Raw genomic sequence first — 20,706 nt, forward strand, 5'->3', positions numbered from 1 at the left:
CGCGCTCCACGTTTGTATCGGCACGTGATCACATTTTCAGGAGTCTTCCATGCTGAACCTCGATCTGAGCGGTCGCACTGCCCTCGTCACTGGCTCAACCGGCGGCATCGGTCTGGCCATCGCCCGCAAACTCAGCGAAACGGGAGCGACCGTCATCATCAATGGCCGCAAACAGGACAGTGTGAACGGTGCGCTTGAAAAACTCTCCAAGGCTGTTCCGGGTGGAACTTTCCGCAGCGTCGTTGCTGATGTCGGCACAACAGAAGGCTGCAAAACGCTGTTCGAAGCTGAAAGCAACGTCGATATTCTCGTCAATAATGCCGGGATCTTCGGGCCGAACGATTTCTTCCAGACAACAGATGAAAGCTGGGAGCATCTGTTCGAGGTCAACCTGTTCTCCGGCGTGCGCCTGTCCCGGGCCTATCTGCAGGGGATGAAAGAACGCAACTGGGGGCGCGTTTTATTCATCGCCTCGGAATCCGCGCTGAATATTCCCGTCGAAATGGTGGATTACGGCGTCAGCAAAACCGCCATGCTGGGGCTTTCCCGCGGACTGGCGAAGCTGATGGCGGGTACGAATGTGACGGTCAACGCGATCCTCCCAGGCCCCACTTTGTCCGAAGGCGTTGAGGACATGCTGAAAGCCCAGAACCCCGACAGCACCCGCCCGATCGCAGAACTGGCAGCGGAATTCGTGCAGAAGCACCGGCCAAGCAACATTTTACGCCGCATGGCCACCGTGGACGAAGTGGCCAATCTCGTCGCCTATACGGCCTCCCCGCTGGCCTCTGCCACCACAGGTGCTGCCCTGCGCGTCGACGGCGGAACTGTCGATACTATTTAATCACGCAACTGGAGGAACATCCCCTGCCAGTCCACGCAAAGCCCCCTGGATGTCGGATGTGACATCCGGGCTTTTGCGAAGGGAGCACAGCACCGTTCGCGCGAGCGGTCTCGCGGCGTCTCCCTGACGAAACCAGGCCCGCAAAAAGACCTGAAGCCGTTTGCGCACAGAGGCCGGCGTGGCGTTCAGCGCAGCAGCTTCGCGCAATTCGATGACCCATACCCCCAGCGTCATCGCGTGAAGATGCCGGGCCATATAGGCCAGCATCATGTCGCGCGGAACGCCCTGACAGTTACGGACAGCGCGCACCATGCTCGCAGCGTTGATCGCGAGCCACTGATGAACGTTTTGACCATTGCCATTCAGCCCACCACGCGCGCTCAGACGAAGCTGCTTTTCGACCCATGCCGAGGTCCTTCGAAGGTGGCTATCGGCCCTGAACGGAAACACGACACCAAACGTGACGCGCGTGAAAAGAACCGCTCCTAGAAACGCACTCGCGCCATTGAGGAACGAAACCTCATCATAACGCATAAGATTCGATGGCCCGATCAGAACAGGCAGGAACATGTTGAATGAAAATGCGTGATTCACGAGCTTCGGCGCGCGCGCGGCCAGTCCTCCGACCACCATAGGGATGAGCAGAAGCAGCGCCAGATATTCCGGCACAGTGACGGCAGGCACAACAAGAAACGCATAAATCCCCGCAACACCCGCGCACCAGACGGCGCCGCGATAAAAACCAGAAGATGCCAGAGCCGGGATTTCACGGGTCGCCAGCAGTCCATAAACGAGCGCCACGAAGGAGACGAACGCCGGACCGGACGGCCAGGCTGTGACTTCCCATAAAAGCCACGCTCCTATGATACCAGTCGCGGCCCGCAACCCGTTAAGAACCGCTTCCAGCATATGCCGCGGGGAATGCGTGCGAAACGTAAAACGGTCATGCCGTGGGGGCTCAACAATTGCCGCGATATGGCGATAAGCGGCCTCAAGATCCCGATCGACGTCACTCTCACTTGATCGACCCTGCGCGCGAGCCAGAACGGCGAGCAGGCGCGCTAGAACTGCCCGCGCGTGATCCGCGCTGCGACGGGTGCCCGATCCCATTTCAAGAACATCGAACTCAATGCGCGCATTCGCATCCACCAGTTCGGTCAGCAGACGGCTTTCAGTTTCCGGGTCAGAGCCTCTCTCCCGCACCACCATTGCGTGGGTCGCAACCTTTGCCGTGATCTGCCTCAAACGTGCCAGAAGCCGCACCTTGGCTTCCTTCTGCACATTTGGGAGGAAAAGAGCCGCCAGAACAGCTTCGCACAGCGTCCCAAGCATGATGTAGGTTCCGCGCGCCATAGCGACATTAAAAACATCATCAGGCTGGCTGATCGCACCGGTTGCCACGATGGCGGACGTAAAACTGATGACGAGAAGCCCATAGCGGCGATAGCCATCAAGAAAGGTTGCCCAGCCGCAGCAAAGCCCGATCCACACAGCAAGCGCGATGAAAAACAGTCCGGCCTGCTGGGGAAAGGAGGCGATCAGAGCCACCCCCATGCAGCCCCCAATAATGGTACCAACGAAGCGCCATCGCGCCTTGGACAGGCTCTCGCCACGGGAAGCCGTCGCCACGACCCAGACAGTCAGCGGCGCCCATTGCGGACTCCCCAGCTCCATCCACATGGCAATCAGCAAAGACAGGATTGCCGCAACAGAAGTCCTGACCGCAAAGCCCAGATCCTTCGCGGAAGGCGCAAACACCCATCCCCAACGCTGGATCAGGAGATCCCGCAGCTCCAACCAGAATGGTGATCCCGATGCCGCAAGACTGGCTGTTTTCCGGCCCAAGCCTGACATTTTCCCGCCCGAAAAGCCGCAATCATCCGGGCGCTGCACAATACTGTCCAAGACATTATCGTGATCGTTTCATAAGCCCTGTTTATCAAAAAGCCTCAGACCGTCAGCGCATCATCCAGAACAAGCTGAGTGACGATTTCCCAACTTCGGGACATCAGGGCCGTCTGCACAGGCTGCCTGAGGCGTACCAGACCGACCTGGTAAGATGGACAGGACGCAAGACGGCGGATCTGAAGCGGATTGGCCGGATCCCGCTGAGGCGGCAACGCTGCGACCGGCAGGATCGTCGCCAGACGTCCGGCCAGAAGCTCGGCATAGAGCAGCTCGAGCGAGTTCGTTTGAAGCAGGACATTGGGTTTAACATCCGCTTTCGCAAAACGCTCATCCACAATCTGCCGGGTTCGCATGGCATGCCCCAGAAGAGCGAGGGGATATTCAGCCGCATCGGCCCAGCTGAAGGTTTTGCGTGACGGCAGCTCCATCCGCGAGCCGGCCACAAAAACATACTGCTCCGAATAAAGCAGATGCGTCTCGAAACCCCCATCAGCGGGGACCTGATCCAGATAGATCAGCCCCATCTGGAGGCGCTGCTCGGTCAGATCATGCAGGATATCGGCGTTGGCTGCGACCGTCAGTTCGATCTGAAGTGCTGGCACGGCAGCCCGCAGACTTTCCATCAGCGACGGCATGACCTGAATGGCAGGCGGAATTGTCCCGATCGACAATGTGCCACCCGCGACTTCATGCGCGAAATCGGCTTCCTGACGCAGGCCGTCCAGCGCGGCAACCGTCTGCCGCGCCCAGGCCAGAACGCGCTCTCCTTCGGGCGTCAGGCCCAGAACACGACGGTTACGCCGAACGATGGGAACACCAAGCTCATGTTCAAGCTGACGGATCGCCATCGACAGCGCAGGCTGTGAGACATTGCAGTGCTCCGCCGCACGAGAAAAATGCCGGTACTGATCCAGAGCGATAAGATATGTCAGCTGACGCAGAAACACAGGGCTTGTCCATAAACACAGGAAGGCCAAGAGTGTGACCCAACTGCATCAGAATGGAAAATCCAGTCAACTATCACATATGATTTTGAATATTTTCCCAATTATGTGTTATTGTTTAAGGCTCAAGATGGCGAATCATGGTGCCTGTCACAAAATAGCCCTCTCGCTCGATCTCCGGTTCAGGCTGCCTGCCCGGTTTTTTCTGCTTTTCCCTGACAGGCCCGCCCTGCGGGTCGCCGGAGTTTCCCCGTCATGAGCGACACAGTGCTCACTTCCTCCGCCACCGCCACCAGACCGCCGATGGTCGGACGCATGATGTTCGCCGTCATTCTGGCCGCGATCGCCGGCCTGATGTTCGGGCTGGACGTGGGCGTCATCTCCGGTGCGCTCGGCTTCATCCGTGACGAGTTCCACGCTTCCGATTTCGAACAGTCCTGGATCGTGTCGTCCATGATGTTCGGTGCGGCTCTGGGTGCACTGGGCGCGGGCCGGATGTCCTACGCCTTCGGACGCCGCCGCGCGCTGATCTTCAGTGCGTTCCTATTCGTCGCAGGCGGACTGGTCTGTGCGCTGGCCACCTCCGTCTCCGCACTGATCCTCGGGCGGGCAATGCTGGGGCTGGCGATCGGTATCGGAAGTTTCGTCGCACCGCTCTACATTTCCGAAGTTTCGGACGAAAGCCGCCGCGGCAGCCTCGTTTCGATGTATCAGCTCATGATCACATTCGGCATCCTGCTGGCCTTCGTGTCCAACGCCATCCTGTCCTACAGCGGCTCATGGCGCTGGATGCTGGGCATCATGGCCATTCCAGGCGTGTTCTTCCTGATCGGCTCTTTCTTCCTGCCCGACAGTCCGCGCTGGCTGATGCTGCGGGGACGCCATGAGGAAGCCCTGTCCATCATGAAGGAGCTGCGCCACGACCCTGAACACGCCCATCAGGAAATCCGTGATATCCGCGCACAGATCCATGACCGTCAGCGCGGTCTGGCCATGTTTCTCGAAAACCCGAATTTCCGCCGCGCCGTCATGCTGGGCATCTGCCTCCAGATCGCGCAGCAGCTCACGGGCATCAACGTCGTGATGTACTACGCCCCGCGCATCTTTCAGGAAGTCGGCTTCGGCTCCAGCGGACAGATGTGGGGCACGGCCATCGTTGGTGTGGTCAACTGGCTTGCGACCTTCATCGCCATTGCGTTTGCGGATAGCTGGGGCCGTCGCCAGATGCTGATCACCGGCTTTGCCATCATGGCAACCGGACTGGCCATGCTCGCCGCCATCATGTCGGGAAGTGTCGGAACGTCGGACCTGTCTCATTACCTCGCAATTGCAGTCCTGCTGTGCTTCATCGCTGGCTTCGCATTCTCGGCTGGTCCGCTGGTCTGGGTGCTGTGCTCGGAAGTCATGCCGCTCCAGGGACGTGACTTCGGCATCACCTGCTCGACGGTCACAAACTGGGTCACGAACATGGTCGTCGGTGCGACATTCCTCGGGCTGCTGAGCACACTGGGATCAGCCAACACCTTCTGGCTCTATGCCGGACTGAATGCGTTGTTCATTTTCTTGGTGCTGTTCTTCGTCCCCGAAACCAAAGGCGTGTCCCTCGAATCCATAGAGATCCGCCTCAATCAGGGCATCAAACTGCGCAATATCGGTCGCTGAGGCCTCCGTTGCAGTCATAAAAAAAGCCCCCGTTCCAGCCGGAACAGGGGCTTTTTTGCGTCCGAAGTTTCAGCCCCGGGACGCGGCGATCTTGCGATCGGTCTTATACTGGCTCAGCGCATAGACCGACCAGATGGCAGCCGGAATCCAGCCAATGATCGTCACCTGAAGCAGCAGACACACCAGACCGGCGAACGGACGGCCAATGGTGAAGAACTGGAGCCAGGGCAGAAGCAGGGCAAGAATGAGACGCATGGTGCGCTCCTTTCACAAAGAGACTGTATCAACAGTGATCGGTGAGAAACGCGCCAGATGCAACTCCAGATCCCTCAGACCTTCAGAGAGACGTTCCGGCGGGCTTGGAAGACGCCGTCTTGGTATGCATCCACCCGCCTTCAAACCCAGCGCGCTCCAAACCAGCCCGCAGATACGGATTTTTCTTCATGGTGTTCCAGACCAGCCCGCTGCGCCAGTTTTCCAGCATCAGCAGGATCGGCCCCTGATCGATCCCAAGCTGCTGACCATCCACCCAGTAGGATTTCTGATCGGCAAAAGACGGATTGAACGCATCAAGAAAGCCGTACTTATTATAAATCCGGTCCCCATAGCGTGCGCGCATTTCCTTGAGCGCTGGCAGAGCGATTTCTGGCGCAAACGCGATGGACCCGCCCACAGCCGTCGGCGCGATCGTGCCATCATCCAGAATATAGTCCCGCCCGGCGCCGCGGGCACTGTAGGCCAGATAATGGCGCTTCTTGCCGTCATAAACCTGCTGCGCATCCCCCGGACCGTCACAGGCCGTCAGTCCCCAGATATTGGGACCATAATCTTTCCAGTCGCCCGGATTGGCCTGCGCGTAGGCCCGCTGGGCATAGGCAGCCTCACGACCGTTCTGGAAATAATCGACGTTATGGGCGCGGTCCCACGCATCCTGAACGCCTCGGAAGTCGATCCAGGATTCACTGTACTGATGGCCGAACATCGGCGCGAAATTCAGCATCTTGTGCCCCTGAAAATCGCCCCACTGCCCTTCATAGGTCGCCGTCCAGGCCTTCCAGGTCTCAGCCGGAAGCGGATGCGTCGGCGAACCGAGTGCCTGAAGATAGATGATGAGGCCCTCGTTATAACCTTTCCAGTCGCTCGGCAGGAACGTATGCGGCGGCATCCAGCCCATGCTGAGCCAAGGGCCATGAGCCTTCATCCACGTCCAGTCGATCCGGCTGTACAGATGATCCGCAATGTCGCGGATTTCCTTTTCCTGCGGCGTATCGCGATCGAAATAGGACTGCGAGAACAGCACGCCTCCCATTAGCAGCGCGGTATCGATGCTGGACAGTTCAGACCAGTCCGCAACACGCAGGCCGGTATTGGGGTCGAGGAAATGATAGAAGAAACCCTTATAGCCCGCAGCACCCGCAACATGATCGTTCTGCGGCAGGCTGTCTAAAAAGCGCAATGTCGTCAGCGTCCGGTCCACGGCCTGCTGACGGGTGATGTAGTTGCGTTCCACGCCAATGCCGTAAGCCGTCAGCCCGAAACCGACGCTGGCAATGCTGGCCGCGCCATTGGGCAGCGGCGCGCGATCCGGCACCAGACCGTTCTTCGGATTGGCGGTTTCCCAGAACCAGTTGAACGTGCGCTTTTCCAGATCATCGACGAAAGCAGCATCCGCAACGGGAAGGCTGGAGGGCTGGAGGGCTGTTGAAAGCGCCGTGCTGGCTGTCGGGGCCGCCTGAGCGGTCTGAAGAGTCAGGCTCAATGCACCCAGTGCAAATCCTGCCTGACAGAAACGGGAAATCCGGGATTTCCACCTCTGCCCTGTCGCGGCGGCTGGAGAGAAAAACGGGACTTCAGAAGTCCGCTGCGTCCGGTTCTGCATGCTCATGCGGGGGAGGATAAACAGAAGGACCGCCCGCAACGCACCCACCGTTACATCAACTTTCTGTGATACCCGAAAAGTGTTGAAACTCTGCCCTTGTTCCGCAAAGCCTCACGACAGGATCACGGGGAGATGTAACATTATTGGTATCTGAAACGACACTCTCCGAAACCTGCAGCGAATCTGCCGCGCACAACATGCGGGCGGCAACCTCAGCCGTCACGAACGTGGCGATCACCTCCGGGCGCTTGTCCCGCACACCGAAATCCCCGATCGGACAGACCAGACGATCAATCCGCTCCTGCGGAATATCAATCTGCCGGAACGCACTCTCGAACCGTTTGCGCTTGGTCCACGACCCGATCATGCCGACATAGCGCAGATCACCCCGCTCCAGCGCCGCCGCCGTGATGAGTGCATCCAGTGTATGGCTCTGCGTCAGAACCAGAACGCCCGATCCGGCAGGAGCGGCCTGAACAAGCGGCTCCCATTGCTCTGTCACCAATGCCTCCACACCCGGTGGCACGATCCCGAACTCCTCCTCCCGTGCATCGACCCAGACCAGCCGCAACGGTAGAAGCGCCAGAGACCGGGCGAGCGCACGGCCCACATGCCCGGCCCCGAACAGCAGCAGTTGCGGCATTTTTTCCCGGTCAGCGCGGAGTTCAGCCTCAAGAGCGTCAGCATCACCCATCCGCTCCATGCGGATGGTAACAGCCCCGCCACAGCACTGATTGATGGCCGGACCGAGGGGAATATGACGCTCGACCGCCCCTCCGCCTGATGCCAGAAGCGCGCGTGCCTCCGCCATGCAGTCCCATTCCAGCCGACCGCCGCCGATCGTACCGCTTTGTTCGGTGCGGGTCAGGAGCATGAACGCGCCCTCCTCACGGGGGGTCGAGCCTTTCGCGCGAATGACGGTCAGGCGCACCATCTCCTGCCCTTCCGCCCGCCAGCGCAGAACATCGGCAAGCATGGTCAGCCAGCCTTTTCCCGCAGCGCCATCAGGTTTTTCAGAACCCGCTCGGGCGTCGCCGGTGCATTGAGTTTTGGACAAGTCCGGTAGTCGTCCAGACTGGCGATGGCGTCCGAAATCGCCTGCAAAACCGCAACCCCATGCACGAAAGGCGGCTCTCCGACGGCCTTGGAACGGAAGATCGTCTCCTCCCGATTGGGCGCGTTTTCCAACAGCTCCACATTGAAAATCCGGGGCCGATCCGAACAGGCCGGAATCTTGTAGGTGCTGGGCGCATGGGTCCGCAGACGCCCCGCTCCGTCCCAGACCAGCTCCTCCGTCGTCAGCCAGCCCGCGCCCTGCACGAAGCCGCCCTCGATCTGCCCGATATCAATGTCCGGGTTCAGGGACTGCCCGGCATCATGCAGGATATCCACACGGTCAATGCTGTGCTCTCCCGTCAATAGATCGACAGAGACTTCCGCACAGGCCGCACCATAGGCGAAATAAAAGAACGGACGCCCCCGCCCCGTCTCGGGATTCCAGGAAATCTTCGGCGTCTTGTAAAACCCGTTCGACGACAGCGACACCCGCGCGAAATAGGCCTGCCAGGCAAGCTGCTGGAAGGTCATGACCTCCGCGCCGACATGAACACCATCGGGCCGGAAATGGATATCTTCCGCCGCCACGCCCCATTTTTCAGCGGCGAATGTCATCATCCGACTCTTGATCTTCCGCACTGCATCCAGCACCGCCATGCCGTTCAGATCCGCCCCCGAAGAGGCTGCCGTAGCGGACGTGTTCGGCACTTTCCCGGTCGTCGTCGCCGTGATGCGGACGCGATCCGCCGTCAGACCAAACTCGCGCAGGACAATCTGCACCATCTTGGTGTGCAGCCCCTGCCCCATTTCCGTACCGCCATGGTTCACCTGAACCGAGCCGTCCGTATAGACATGCACCAGCGCCCCGGCCTGATTGTAATGGGTGGCCGTAAACGAAATCCCGAACTTCACCGGCGTCAGCGCGATCCCGCGACGGATGATGCGGCTGGTCCGGTTTAACGCCCGGATCTCGGCTTTTCGCGCCTGATAATCACAACGCTCGACCAGCTTCGTCAGGATCTCGGCGGTAATCGAGTCCTCGACTGTCATATGATACGGCGTGAGATTGCGCGTCCCGGTCCCATAAACATTCCGCAGTCGGACCGCCACGGGATCAAGACCGGTCGCAAAGGCGACTTCCTCAATCACGCGCTCCGCCGCGACAATGCCCTGCGGTCCGCCAAACCCGCGATAGGCCGTGTTGGACTGCGTATTGGTCCGCAACGGCTCGGATTTTAGCCGGACATCGGGATAGAAATAGGCGTTGTCAGCGTGAAACAGCGCCCGGTCCGTCACCGGCCCGGACAGATCCGCCGCCCAGCCACACCGCGCGGCCAGCACCATATCCACGGCCAGAATATCGCCCTCATCGGTGAAGCCGACATCATAGTCGATCAGGAAATCATGCCGCTTTCCGGTTGCCATCATGTCATCATCGCGGTCCAGACGCGCCTTGACGGCCTGACCCGTCCGGTCAGCGGCGATGGCAGCCAGACAGGCCCAGGCATTGGCCTGCGTCTCCTTACCGCCAAACGCGCCGCCCATCCGCCGCACTTCCGTCGTGACCAGATGGTGCGGACGGCCCAGCACAGCAGCCACCAGATGCTGCGTTTCCGACGGGTGCTGCGTGGACGACCAGACGCGCATTTCTCCGGCCTCTCCGGGCTGGGCAAGCGCGGCCTGCGATTCAAGATAAAAATGCTCCTGCCCACCAATCTCGATCTGCCCCGAGAGGCGGCGCGGCGCGGCCTTCAGACCACGCTCCACATCCCCGCGCTGCATGGTCAGGGAGCGCCAGACCATCGCGCTGCCATTTTCCCGCCCCTGCGCAATATTCAGGATCGCAGGCTTTTCCTCATACTCGATCTTCGCCAGCCGGACGGCCTGACGCGCCGCCTGACGCGACGTCGCCACCACGGCGAACATCGTCTGCCCCCAGAAATGGACATGATCCGTCGCCAGAAGCGGTTCGTCTTCCCGATGCACCGGGCTGATCTGGTTCTCGCCCGGCACATCATCCGCCGTCAGCACGCACACGACACCCGGCGCGGCGCGCACGGCGTCCAGATCCATCGAAACGATCCGCGCATGAGCCTTCGTGCTCAGCCCCGGCACGAGATGCAGCGTGCCGCGCGGCTCCGGCAGATCATCAATATACGCCGCCTGCCCCGTCACATGCAGCAGCGCGCTTTCGTGCTTCATACTGGTGGACGCAGCGCCCGGAACGAGATCAGACATGCGCCAGCCCTCCCGTCCGGGCGAGACGCGCCTGTTTGCTTCCTGTCGTTTCCTCAAAGAACCGCGTCAGCAGATTGGCGGCAACGGTCTGCCGGTACCACGCACTCGCCCGCATATCGGTCAGCGGCGCGAAATCTTCCAGAATCGCCGCCCGCGCTGCCTCAAGCGCGTCCTCGTCCCAGACCCGCCCAAGCAGCGCTGCTTCCGCGCCCGACGCCCGTTTCGGCGTGGCCGCCATGCCGCCATAGGCGAGCCGGACCACAATAATCCGATCCTGTTCGTCCGTCTCGATCATGAAAGCGCCCAGAACGGCGGAAATATCCTGATCGAAGCGCTTGGAAATCTTGTAGGCGCGGAACTGCGCACCCGGCGCGGGCTCAGGAATGGTCAGAGCCTCCACGAACTCGCCGAGCCGCCGGTCCTGCTTTCCGTAAGCAATGAAATAGTCTTCGAGCGCGATAGACCGGCGCTCGGAATCGCGCCGCAGATGCAGCGTCGCATTGGCCGCAATGAACATCGGCGGCCCGTCTCCAATCGGGGAGCCATTGGCGATATTCCCACACACCGTGGCACTGTTGCGCACCTGGGTGGAGCCCAGACGGCGGATCATCTCCCCCGCATCCGACAGCAGCGCCGCAATGGCAGGGCGCGCGTCCTGATACGTCACCCCAGCCCCGATCCGAAGCCCCTCGGCCGTTCTGCTCAAAGCCCGCAGTTCCGGAACGCGCCCGATCGGCACGACATGCTTCAGACGACGCATGCCCTTCGTCACCCACAGCCCCACATCCGTGGCACCCGCAACAATGGTCGCCTCCGGGTCGGCCAGCAAAATCTTCGCCAGATCGTCCGCGGACGCCGGGATACTGAGCGTACCCTCCGGCCCTTCAAGCCGCACGCTCTCGCCGTCTTGCAACGCCGTCAGACGTCCGGCGATCACCTCCACCTGCGCATCGAAACGGTCCGGCCCCGCCGCCATCGCCTGTTGCATGGCCCGCACGATCGGCGCATAGCCGGTGCAGCGGCATAGATTTCCGGCCAGTGCGTCATCAATGGCCTGATCGTCAGCCGCAGCCCCTTCGGCCTTGCGATAAGCCGCCATCGACATGACAAAACCCGGCGTGCAGAACCCACATTGCGAGCCATGCTGCTCGACCATGGCCGTCTGAACGGGATGCGGCGCATCAGCCGTACCGAGATCCTCGATCGTATAGACCTGCGCCCCGTCCAGCATACTGACGAACTGGATGCAGGCATTGACCGCCCGCCAGTTCAGCCGCCCGTCTTCAAGCCGGACCACCAGCACCGTACAGGCCCCGCAATCGCCTTCATTGCAGCCTTCCTTGGTCCCGGTCCGGCCACGCTCGCGCAGCCAGTCCAGCAGGGTCAGCGTCGGGGAGATATCCCTGAGCGTGCAGAGGTCTTCCCCCAGATAAAAACGGACAGTCTGGCGCATCGGGCGGGATCTCGGGCAAAAATACGAGGGGGCGTGCAGCCTTCTGTGCCGCACCGCAGGCGTTGCCGTCTATATCCAAGATCGGAACGAAGCGTTGCCTTTTCTAGAGCAGGGGATAATGGCAGGCGACTGTCCGGCCTTCCGCGATCCTGTGGAGTTCCGGGCGCTCCTGCGAACAGCGCGGCTGGGCGAGCGGACAGCGCGTATGAAATGCACAGCCCTGCGGCGGATGGATCGGGCTTGGCACATCGCCTTTAAGCGACGGCGGCAACGGCCGATCCGGACGCGGCACCGCGTTCAGCAACGCCCGCGTATAAGGATGGGCCGGGGCCTCCAGAACCGCCAGCACGTCCCCTTCCTCCACAATCCGCCCCAGATACATGACGGCAATCCGGTCCGCCATTTGCCGCACGACCGCCAGATCGTGAGAGATGAACACACACGCCACGCCTAAGGAATTGCGCAGATCGCGCAGCAAATTCACGATCTGCGCCTGCACGGACACATCCAGCGCGGATGTCGGCTCATCCGCGACCAGAAGATCTGGCCCCAGCATCAAGGCCCGCGCAATGTTCAGCCTCTGCCGCTGCCCACCCGAAAACTCATGCGGATATCGGGACAGAACGGACGACGACAGGCCAACCTGCTCCAATAGCATCGCGATCCGATCCGCAATGCCAGTCCGCCCATGAATGCGCATCGGTTCCGCCAATGTGTCGCCAATGGTGCGGCGCGGATTAAACGTCGAGGACGAGTCCTGAAACACCATCTGCATCCGCGGCCGCCAGCGCCGCAGCGCCCGGTCGGACAGGCTGGAAATCCGCTCGCCTTCGAAGAATACCTCGCCCGAACTCGGCGCTCCAAGCCCGATCAGCGTCCGACCCAGCGTGGACTTGCCACAGCCGGACTCTCCGACAAGCGCAAGCGCCTCTCCGCAATGCACGACCAGCGACACATCGCTCACAGCCCGCAGGGTCTCACCGTGCGACAGGCGGTAGTGTTTGCTGAGGTTTTTCGCTTCAAGCAGGACAGTCATGCGTCGTACAACACGCAGGCCACGCGCCGCCCTTCTTCCGGTTCCCGCAACGCAGGGCGCACGGCACAGTCCGATCGAACGTACCGGCAGCGCGGCGCGAAAACACAGCCTTCCGGCCGCGCATCCGGAGCAGGCGGTCGCCCCGGAATGGTGGGCAGCGCATCTGGCCTCGGGCCATCCAGTGGCGGGATCGCCTCCAACAACGCCTGCGTATAGGGATGCAGCGGTCGCGCCATCACCGCCGCAACCGGCCCCTGCTCCACAACAAGCCCCGAATAGACAACCGCCACATGCGTGCAGGTCTGCGCCACGACGCCCATATCGTGCGTAATCAGCATCACACCGGCTCCGCTGTCGCGGATTTCGCACAGCAACGTCAGGATCTGCGCCTGCACCGTGACATCGAGCGCCGTGGTCGGCTCGTCTGCGATCAGAAGCGACGGACCACAGGACAGCGCCATCGCGATCATGGCGCGCTGGCGCAGACCGCCGGAAAGCTGGTGCGGATAGCGTTTCGCCGCCGCTTCCGAATCAGGCACTCCCATCCGCCCGAGCAGAGCCACGGTCCGCGCCCGCGCCTCACGACGGCTGATGCGCTCATGCAGGCGGATCTGTTCATCAATCTGCGCGCCAATGGAACGGACCGGCAGGAAGGCCGTCATCGGGTCCTGAAAGATCATGGCCATGCCCGCACCGCGCAGACGCCGCCACTCCCGATCCTTCATTCCCAGAAGTTCACGCCCCTCGAAACGGATGGAGCCCGAAGCCTTCAGACCCGGCAACAATCCCATGACGCTCATGGCCGTCAGGCTCTTCCCGGACCCGGATTCTCCCACCACGCCCAGCGCATCCCCGCGCCGCACGTTCAGGGAGACGTCTTCCAGCAGCGCTGTTCCGTCCGGCAGTTCCAGATGCAGGTGATGCAGCTTCAGAAGCACTTCAGCGCCCATGCCGCCCCTCTCTGATCCGCGGGTCCAGCAGGGCATAAAGCCCGTCCACCAGTGCATTGGCGATGACGACGAAAACAGCGGCATACATGACCGTCGCCATGATAAGCGGCAGATCGAGCGTCGCCAGCGCCTGATAAGTCAGCCGCCCCACGCCCGGCAGAGCGAACACGACTTCCGTCAGAAGCGCCCCCCCGCCCAGAAGCTGTGCGAAATCCAGCCCGAACAGCGACACATAGCTCAGCCAGGACAGCCGCAGACCATGCCACAGCCACACCCGCACCGGCCCCGCCCCCTTGGCGCGCGCCGTGCGAATGGAATCCTCGCCCATCGCCGTCAGCAGTTCGGACCGCAGAACCCGCGCATAAAGGCCGATGAAACAGACTGCCAGCGTCAGAGACGGCAGGAACAGCGCCTTCGCCCAGCCCCACGGGCTCTGCGAAAACGGCACATATCCCAGCGGCGGCACCCATCGGAACAGAAACATGTCATGCCAGCGGCTCTGCGTCACGAGATTGACGACCTCGCCCAGCCAGAACACTGGCATGGACAGACCAATCAGCCCCAAAACCATCAACAGCCGGTCCACCCAGCTATCGCGCAAGACCGCCGAAGCAATCCCGAACACCAGCGACCCACTGACCCAGAAAAACGCGGCCCATAGCACCAGCGAAAGCGTCACCGGGGCCGCCTGCAACACTTCAGGCACAACGCGCTGACCGTGATTGACGAAAGACGTCAGGTCCCGGCTCACGAACAGCTTCTGCATCATCGTCACATACTGCACCGGCAGCGGACGATCGAAACCATACTCCGCCCGGATGCGCGCCACGACCTGCGGGCTGGCTCCGCGCCCTGCAATCCGCGCCGTCGGGTCCGCACCCGGTGTGGCAAAGAAAATGCAGAACACCAGAACCGAAATCCCGAAAATGACCAACAGCATCTGCCCGGTCCGGGAAGCAAAACTCCGGATCATCGGGCCGCACCTTTCGGATCAATCTGATCCCGCAGCGCATTGCCCAGAACATTCAGCGCCAGAACAGTCAACACGATCGCAACGCCCGGAGCAATCGCCACCGCAGGGCGCGTATAGAGCAGCCCTTCGCCGTCCTGAATGATCGTTCCCCACGATGCCGCCGGAGCCTGCACACCGAGCGACAGGAACGACAGCGCGGATTCCGCGAGCATACACAACGCCATCACCAGAGGCGCGAGCACGGCCATGGTCGGCATCAGCCCCGGCAGAATCTCCCGCCACAAAATACGGAAATCCGACGCGCCCATCCCTCGGGCCGCCATCACAAACCCTGCCTGAGACAGGCTCAGTGCCCGCGCCCTAAAAGGCCGTGCGGCATAAGGCACATAAACCAGTGCAATAATCCCGATCGGAATCAGCAGGTTATCCGCGCCGATGGTGATGAACCCAAGCCGGATTCCATGTCCGACCGTGACGACGGACAGTGAAATCGCAAACAGATAGACCGGGATCGCCCAGAGCATGTCCAGAATGCGCGACAGGATCAGGTCAATCCAGCCGCCGAAATATCCCGCACAAATCCCCAGACACGCCGCCAGACACAGACAGAACAGTGCGGAGGACGATGCAATCAGAAGCGAATTGCGGCCGCCATAAAGCACACGCGCCGCCACATCACGCCCTTGCGAATCCGCGCCCAGCACATAAGGCCCCGGCCGCCAGTCCGGCCCAATCGGGCTGAGGCCCAGATGCAGCGGATTGTCATTCGGCTGCATCAGATCGACGCGCTGTCCATTACGGACAGTCGTGCCCGCAATATCGGACGAGAACGGATCGAGGCCGTTCAGGGTGGCGTAAAGCGGAGCGCACAGGCAAGCAACAATGATGAAAGCCAGAAGCAGGGCCGCAAAAGCACCGTCACGACGCGTGAGAACAGCGCGGACAACCCGCCGGTAACTTCCTTCCACGCCTGCTCCCATTCGTTCCGGTTTGCGTTGTTTCCTGTTCTACAGCACGAAACCACCCGGACAGAAGAGGCTCTTCGCAATCAGGCGAGATCGAGGGCCGGTTTGCGCACATGCAGACGAATGCGCTGCTGGAGCGTCCCCAAATCGGGAAGGAGTTCATTATGAAGCGCACGCACGCTGTCATGCGCGGCATAAAAGCGCCGTTTCCCGCTGCTGCTGACCAGAATGGCCGCACCGAGGAAAACGCCGTTGATTTCGATAATGGTTGAACCAAGCATGATGCCGGACCCTGAATAAAGAGCCCGACAATTCTCTGTCGGGCGTTATGACATGCCGGAGACAAATGCCTCCAGCCCTGAAAAAAGGCAGCGCGATTGCTGCGAGCTACACATTCGACACATCATCGACCGACTGGCCCTGTTGCTGTGGACGTCACTTCAGAATGTCGAATACGACACCCAGACACGCAGCGTCAACATATAACGCATGAATATGATGTGATATCTGTAAATACGTTTTAATTAAGTTATTTATATGTTGTCGCAAACCCCGTCATTTACCGTCTGCCCTTCCCACCGTTTTCCATGTTAAGTGACAGTCATGAGCAAGAAGGTTCCGTTGTCCCCCGCCCCGTTCGAAGGTTATGCAGCCCCCCGGGGACGCGTTTTCAACTCTTTTCTGGAAACGGTAGGAGGCACCCCGCTGGTCGCGCTGCCTCACCTGACCCAGCGTGAGCATCTCAACGGGCGATTGCTCCTCAAACTGGAATTCTTCAACCCGCTTGGCTCCGTCAAGGACCGCATCGGCGTGGCCATGCTGCGGGATGCCGAAGCGCGCGGCCTGATTACGCCGGGCCGCACGGTCCTGATCGAGCCGACATCGGGCAATACCGGCATTTCGCTAGCCTTTGCCGCCGTGGCACTTGGCTACAGGCTGATCGTGACCATGCCGGAGAATGCCTCGACCGAACGTCGCAAGATGCTGCGCCTGATGGGTGCGGAAACCGAACTCACCGCGGCCTCCCGCGGCATGGCCGGTGCGATTGAACGCGCTGAACAGCTCAACCGCACTCTCCCCGACGCCTGGATGCCGAGCCAGTTTGAAAACGACGCCAATCCCGCCGTGCATGAAGAGACGACGGCTCAGGAAATCTGGGAAGATACGGCAGGCAAGGTCGATATGGTCGTCGCCGGTCTGGGAACCGGCGGCACGGCCTCCGGCATTGCCCACGGCCTGAAAAAACATCGCAAATCCATCAAGATCTACGGCGTGGAACCGCGTGAAAGCGCGGTCCTGCACGGAGACGAGCCCGGCCCCCACGGCATTCAGGGCATCGGACCGGGATTCGAACCCGATACGCTGGACCTCAAGGCGCTGGACGGCGTTTTCGAAGTCTCTGAACAGGAAGCCGTCGCTACCGCGCGCCTCTGTGCCGCCGTCGAAGGTATTCCCATCGGAATTTCGGCAGGTGCTGCGCTGTTCGCCGGGATGGAACTGGCCCGCAAGCCGTCCAACCGGGGCAAAACGATCGTAGCCATCGTGCCATCCTTCGCGGAACGCTATCTCTCCACACAGCTTTTCGACGGCCTGTCCTGAGGGTCATAAAATAACTTTCCAATAAAGTTATTTTATTTAATATCCATATGTGTTCGTTATTAACTCAAATCCTGTTCCGGTCTCTTTGTAGAAGAGTCGGGAGGGCTGAGAGGAGATAACGTCATGAACCTGTTTTCCGGCCGTCCCACATCTTTCGATCCCGCCTGGGCCTCGCATGGCCTCTCCGGGACGGCGCAGCCCCGTATCGCCAGACCGTTTCGCGCGCTCGGACAGCAGGTCGATCTGCTTCTGGTGCCAGGCCTGTTCGGCTCAGGGCCGGATCACTGGCAGACGCACTGGGAACAGGCTTACGGCCTCCGTCGGCTCCATCAGAAGGACTGGGAAACACCTGATCCCACAGACTGGGAGGCGGCTCTGACGGAGGCCATCGAAGCCTCAGCACGTCCGACTTTTCTGATCGCCCACAGTCTCGGAGCCGTGCTGACGGCAAAATGGCTGACACGTCATGGCGGACGGCGCGTTGCCGGAGCCTTTCTGGTCGCCCCGGCCGATATCGACCAGACAACCCATCCGGACGTCGGCCTCATTCAGGCGTTCGGCCCCCTGCCCGGAACACCCCTTCCTGCCGCCACAGCCGTCATGGCCAGCAGCAACGATCCCTGGTTGTCCCTGCCCCGCGCGCGCGAACTGGCCGGACACTGGCAGTCGGATTTTCTTGAAGCCGGCGCTGCGGGCCATATCGGTAGCAGCGAGCCGTTGGGCCTGTGGGAGCATGGCGCCACAGCCATGCTCGACTTCGCCAGAAGACGCCTGCCACTCCGGGTCCAGTAACCCGGAGCAGCCGCCCTCAGACCTGACGGCCGGAAGGTTTCCAGCGGTTAAGCAGAAGGGAATTGCTGACCACCGAGACGGAACTCATGGCCATGGCCGCCCCTGCTACGATCGGGTTTAACATGCCGAACGCCGCCAGCGGCAGACCCAGAATGTTGTAAATGAAGGCGAAGAACAGGTTCTGCCGGATTTTGGACAGCGTGGCGCTGGACAGGGAAATTGCGTCCAGAACCCCGATCATTTCGCTTTTCATCAACACGACATCCGCCGTATCGAGCGCCACGGCAGATCCGGCCCCAATGGCAAATCCGACATCCGCCGCCGCCAGTGCAGGCGCATCGTTGATGCCATCGCCCACCATGCCGACCACATCGCCCTGAGCGCGATATTTCGCCACGCCTTCAGCCTTGTGCTCCGGCAGAACTCCCGCCAGATACTCATCCACACCAACCTGTCGGGCCACCACAGACGCCGCGCGTTCATTATCGCCCGTCAGCATCACAACACGCATGCCGCGCGCTTTCAGAGCCTGCACGGTCGTCACGGCATCGGTCCGCAGTTCATCCGCCAGCGCGATGATCCCAAGAACCTGACCTGCCTGCGCCACAGCGATAACGGTATTGCCTTCGCTTTCCAGCGCCGCGACCGGCAGGGACGACAGGTCCAGCCCGCTGTCCTGCATGAACACGGGTGAGCCAAGCCGCGCTTCCTGCCTGTCGATCCGCGCAATAACGCCTTTGCCGGGAACAGCCTCAAATCCTTCGGCAGCAACAGACGCGCTAACACCATGGCTCTGCGTATAATCCACGATGGCGCGGGCCAGTGGATGTTCCGAATTATGCTCCAGCGCCTGTGCCACCCCCAGAAGCGTATCCACCAGAACCCCGTCCGCCGGATGAACCGCAGCAACAATCGGGCGCCCCAGAGTTAGAGTGCCGGTCTTGTCGACAATGATGGTTTTCAGCTTTTCGGCCCGCTCCAGCGCATCAGCGTTGCGGAACAGAATGCCGGATTGTGCGCCCCGTCCCGTCCCCACCATGATGGCCGTTGGCGTAGCCAGACCCAGCGAACACGGGCAGGCGATGACCAGAACGGACACGGCAGAAACGAGACTCCAGACCGCAGATCCGGTGACGGCCCAGCCGATTAGGAACGTCAGCACCGCAATCCCGATCACGGCCGGGACGAAAATACCCGAAACCCGATCGGCCAGACGCTGCACATTCGCCTTGGAGCCCTGCGCCTGCTCGACCATTTTCACGATCCGCGCCAGTGCGGTATCCGCGCCAACCCCCGTGGCCCGCACGCGGAGCGCCCCATTGGCGTTCATGGTGCCACCAAACACGTCCTGTCCGGCTTCTTTGAGAACCGGCACGCTCTCACCCGTCAGCATGGACTCGTTGACTTCGGACGCCCCTTCAAGAACCTCCCCATCCACCGGCACACTCTCACCGGGCCGCACGACGAAGATATCGCCGACATGCATGTCCGCCACGGCCCGATCCACAATCACGCCGTCACGCTCGACATGCGCAATCTGCGGTTGAAGCTGAAGCAGGCTTTCGATCCCGGCGCTGGTGCGGTTCTTGGCCCGCGTTTCCATGAGCTTGCCGAGCGAAATCAGCGTGATGATGGAGGCGCTGGCTTCGAAATAGACATGCTGATGTAGCCCGAACACCACAACAACCGCACTGAACAGCCATGCAATGGACGTCCCCAGCACGACCAGCACATCCATATTAGCCGAACCGCCACGCACTGCATTCCACGCCCTGCGATACAGATGCGCCCCGCAGACGAACTGCACGATCGTGGCGAACAGGAACTGCACCGGAACCGGTACGATCATGCGTCCGAAGAACATGCCAATCATTTCGGCAAAAAGCGGTAGCGAGAGAACAAGCGTCAGGATGAACCGGTTGCGCTCCCGTTTCCAGATCGCCGCGCGTTTGGCCTTCGGATCTTCGCGCTCGCCCTCGTCCAGCCGCGTTGCGCCAAATCCGGCCTTCTCGATCTTCCCGATCAGATCCGCTGGTTCGACCACGCCCGGAATATAATTGATATGCGCCCGCTCAGCCGCAAAATTCACACTCGCCTGCACGGAAGGCTGCCGGTTCAGGATCTTTTCGATCCGCGCGGCACAGGCCGCACAGGTCATGCCCGACAGCGACAGATCAAGGCTCTGTTCGTCCACGGAAAAGCCCGCGCGACGCACGGCAGCCACAACGCTTTCAATGGAAGACGCCGTATTTTCAAAAGCAACCTGCGCGCGTTCGGAAGCGAAATTAACGGTCGCGCTGATGCCCTCCTGACGGTTGAGGACTTTTTCAATCCGCGCGGCGCAGGCGGCGCAGGTCATGCCGCCGACGGGGAAACTGATCGTTTCTGACATCTGGAAAGGGTCCTG

17 protein-coding genes are annotated in these 20,706 nt (G+C 61.0%); 4 read left to right on the top strand and 13 right to left on the bottom strand.

What is annotated here, in order from left to right:
- The first annotated feature begins 49 nt into the window (after positions 1 to 49).
- On the top strand, positions 50 to 844 hold the full coding sequence (locus tag GKO01_RS06255) for an SDR family NAD(P)-dependent oxidoreductase (RefSeq protein WP_099286265.1): 795 nt from the start codon (positions 50 to 52) through the stop codon (positions 842 to 844).
- Here the strand turns inward: GKO01_RS06255 and GKO01_RS06260 are convergent, their stop codons facing one another.
- Both GKO01_RS06260 and GKO01_RS06265 read right to left on the bottom strand, forming a co-directional pair.
- Positions 845 to 2,698 carry an FUSC family protein gene (locus GKO01_RS06260; RefSeq protein ID WP_099286266.1) on the bottom strand — a complete coding sequence of 618 codons (1,854 nt, stop codon included), beginning with the start codon at positions 2,696 to 2,698 and terminating at the stop codon, positions 845 to 847.
- Positions 2,699 to 2,793: 95 nt separating this feature from the next.
- Complete coding sequence (locus GKO01_RS06265) at positions 2,794 to 3,699, bottom strand: LysR family transcriptional regulator (protein WP_099286267.1); 906 nt, start codon at positions 3,697 to 3,699, stop codon at positions 2,794 to 2,796.
- Between the two features lie 252 nt (positions 3,700 to 3,951).
- Between GKO01_RS06265 and GKO01_RS06270 the strand changes: the two genes are divergently transcribed.
- A complete protein-coding gene (locus tag GKO01_RS06270) occupies positions 3,952 to 5,358 on the top strand; it encodes a sugar porter family MFS transporter (RefSeq protein ID WP_099286268.1) in 1,407 nt (468 codons plus the stop codon).
- A 69-nt stretch (positions 5,359 to 5,427) separates the two neighbouring features.
- Here the strand turns inward: GKO01_RS06270 and GKO01_RS06275 are convergent, their stop codons facing one another.
- The 10 genes from GKO01_RS06275 to GKO01_RS06320 form a co-directional block, all read right to left on the bottom strand.
- The gene (locus GKO01_RS06275; RefSeq protein WP_099286269.1) at positions 5,428 to 5,613 is read right to left on the bottom strand and encodes a YqaE/Pmp3 family membrane protein; all 186 of its coding nucleotides are present in this window, start codon (positions 5,611 to 5,613) and stop codon (positions 5,428 to 5,430) included.
- 82 nt (positions 5,614 to 5,695) lie between these two features.
- On the bottom strand, positions 5,696 to 7,243 hold the full coding sequence (locus GKO01_RS06280; protein ID WP_099286353.1) for a glucoamylase family protein: 1,548 nt from the start codon (positions 7,241 to 7,243) through the stop codon (positions 5,696 to 5,698).
- A 49-nt stretch (positions 7,244 to 7,292) separates the two neighbouring features.
- The gene (xdhC, locus tag GKO01_RS06285) at positions 7,293 to 8,213 is read right to left on the bottom strand and encodes a xanthine dehydrogenase accessory protein XdhC (RefSeq protein ID WP_099286270.1); all 921 of its coding nucleotides are present in this window, start codon (positions 8,211 to 8,213) and stop codon (positions 7,293 to 7,295) included.
- A 2-nt stretch (positions 8,214 to 8,215) separates the two neighbouring features.
- Positions 8,216 to 10,531, bottom strand: coding sequence for a xanthine dehydrogenase molybdopterin binding subunit (xdhB, locus tag GKO01_RS06290; RefSeq protein WP_099286271.1), 2,316 nt, complete (start codon positions 10,529 to 10,531; stop codon positions 8,216 to 8,218).
- On the bottom strand, positions 10,524 to 11,984 hold the full coding sequence (gene xdhA, locus GKO01_RS06295; RefSeq protein WP_099286272.1) for a xanthine dehydrogenase small subunit: 1,461 nt from the start codon (positions 11,982 to 11,984) through the stop codon (positions 10,524 to 10,526). Before xdhA ends, xdhB begins: the two co-directional genes overlap by 8 nt.
- A gap of 103 nt (positions 11,985 to 12,087) precedes the next feature.
- Complete coding sequence (locus tag GKO01_RS06300) at positions 12,088 to 13,020, bottom strand: ABC transporter ATP-binding protein (RefSeq protein WP_099286273.1); 933 nt, start codon at positions 13,018 to 13,020, stop codon at positions 12,088 to 12,090.
- Positions 13,017 to 13,970 carry an ABC transporter ATP-binding protein gene (locus GKO01_RS06305; protein WP_099286274.1) on the bottom strand — a complete coding sequence of 318 codons (954 nt, stop codon included), beginning with the start codon at positions 13,968 to 13,970 and terminating at the stop codon, positions 13,017 to 13,019. The genes GKO01_RS06300 and GKO01_RS06305 overlap by 4 nt, the downstream gene beginning before the upstream one ends.
- Complete coding sequence (locus tag GKO01_RS06310) at positions 13,960 to 14,943, bottom strand: ABC transporter permease (RefSeq protein WP_099286275.1); 984 nt, start codon at positions 14,941 to 14,943, stop codon at positions 13,960 to 13,962. Before GKO01_RS06310 ends, GKO01_RS06305 begins: the two co-directional genes overlap by 11 nt.
- Positions 14,940 to 15,923, bottom strand: a complete 984-nt coding sequence (locus tag GKO01_RS06315; RefSeq protein ID WP_099286276.1) for an ABC transporter permease — start codon at positions 15,921 to 15,923, stop codon at positions 14,940 to 14,942. Before GKO01_RS06315 ends, GKO01_RS06310 begins: the two co-directional genes overlap by 4 nt.
- 68 nt (positions 15,924 to 15,991) lie before the next feature.
- A complete protein-coding gene (locus tag GKO01_RS06320; RefSeq protein WP_062029912.1) occupies positions 15,992 to 16,189 on the bottom strand; it encodes a hypothetical protein in 198 nt (65 codons plus the stop codon).
- A gap of 322 nt (positions 16,190 to 16,511) precedes the next feature.
- Here GKO01_RS06320 and cysK point away from each other — a divergent pair, with 322 nt between their 5' ends.
- Both cysK and GKO01_RS06330 read left to right on the top strand, forming a co-directional pair.
- Positions 16,512 to 17,507: a cysteine synthase A gene (cysK, locus tag GKO01_RS06325; protein ID WP_099286277.1), complete on the top strand. Its 996-nt coding sequence runs from the start codon at positions 16,512 to 16,514 to the stop codon at positions 17,505 to 17,507.
- Between the two features lie 123 nt (positions 17,508 to 17,630).
- The gene (locus tag GKO01_RS06330; RefSeq protein ID WP_099286278.1) at positions 17,631 to 18,299 is read left to right on the top strand and encodes an RBBP9/YdeN family alpha/beta hydrolase; all 669 of its coding nucleotides are present in this window, start codon (positions 17,631 to 17,633) and stop codon (positions 18,297 to 18,299) included.
- A 16-nt stretch (positions 18,300 to 18,315) separates the two neighbouring features.
- Here GKO01_RS06330 and GKO01_RS06335 read toward each other — a convergent pair whose 3' ends face one another.
- The gene (locus tag GKO01_RS06335) at positions 18,316 to 20,691 is read right to left on the bottom strand and encodes a heavy metal translocating P-type ATPase (RefSeq protein ID WP_099286279.1); all 2,376 of its coding nucleotides are present in this window, start codon (positions 20,689 to 20,691) and stop codon (positions 18,316 to 18,318) included.
- Positions 20,692 to 20,706: the final 15 nt, after the last annotated feature.

The organism is Gluconobacter kondonii (assembly GCF_002723995.1).
GTDB lineage: Bacteria > Pseudomonadota > Alphaproteobacteria > Acetobacterales > Acetobacteraceae > Gluconobacter > Gluconobacter kondonii.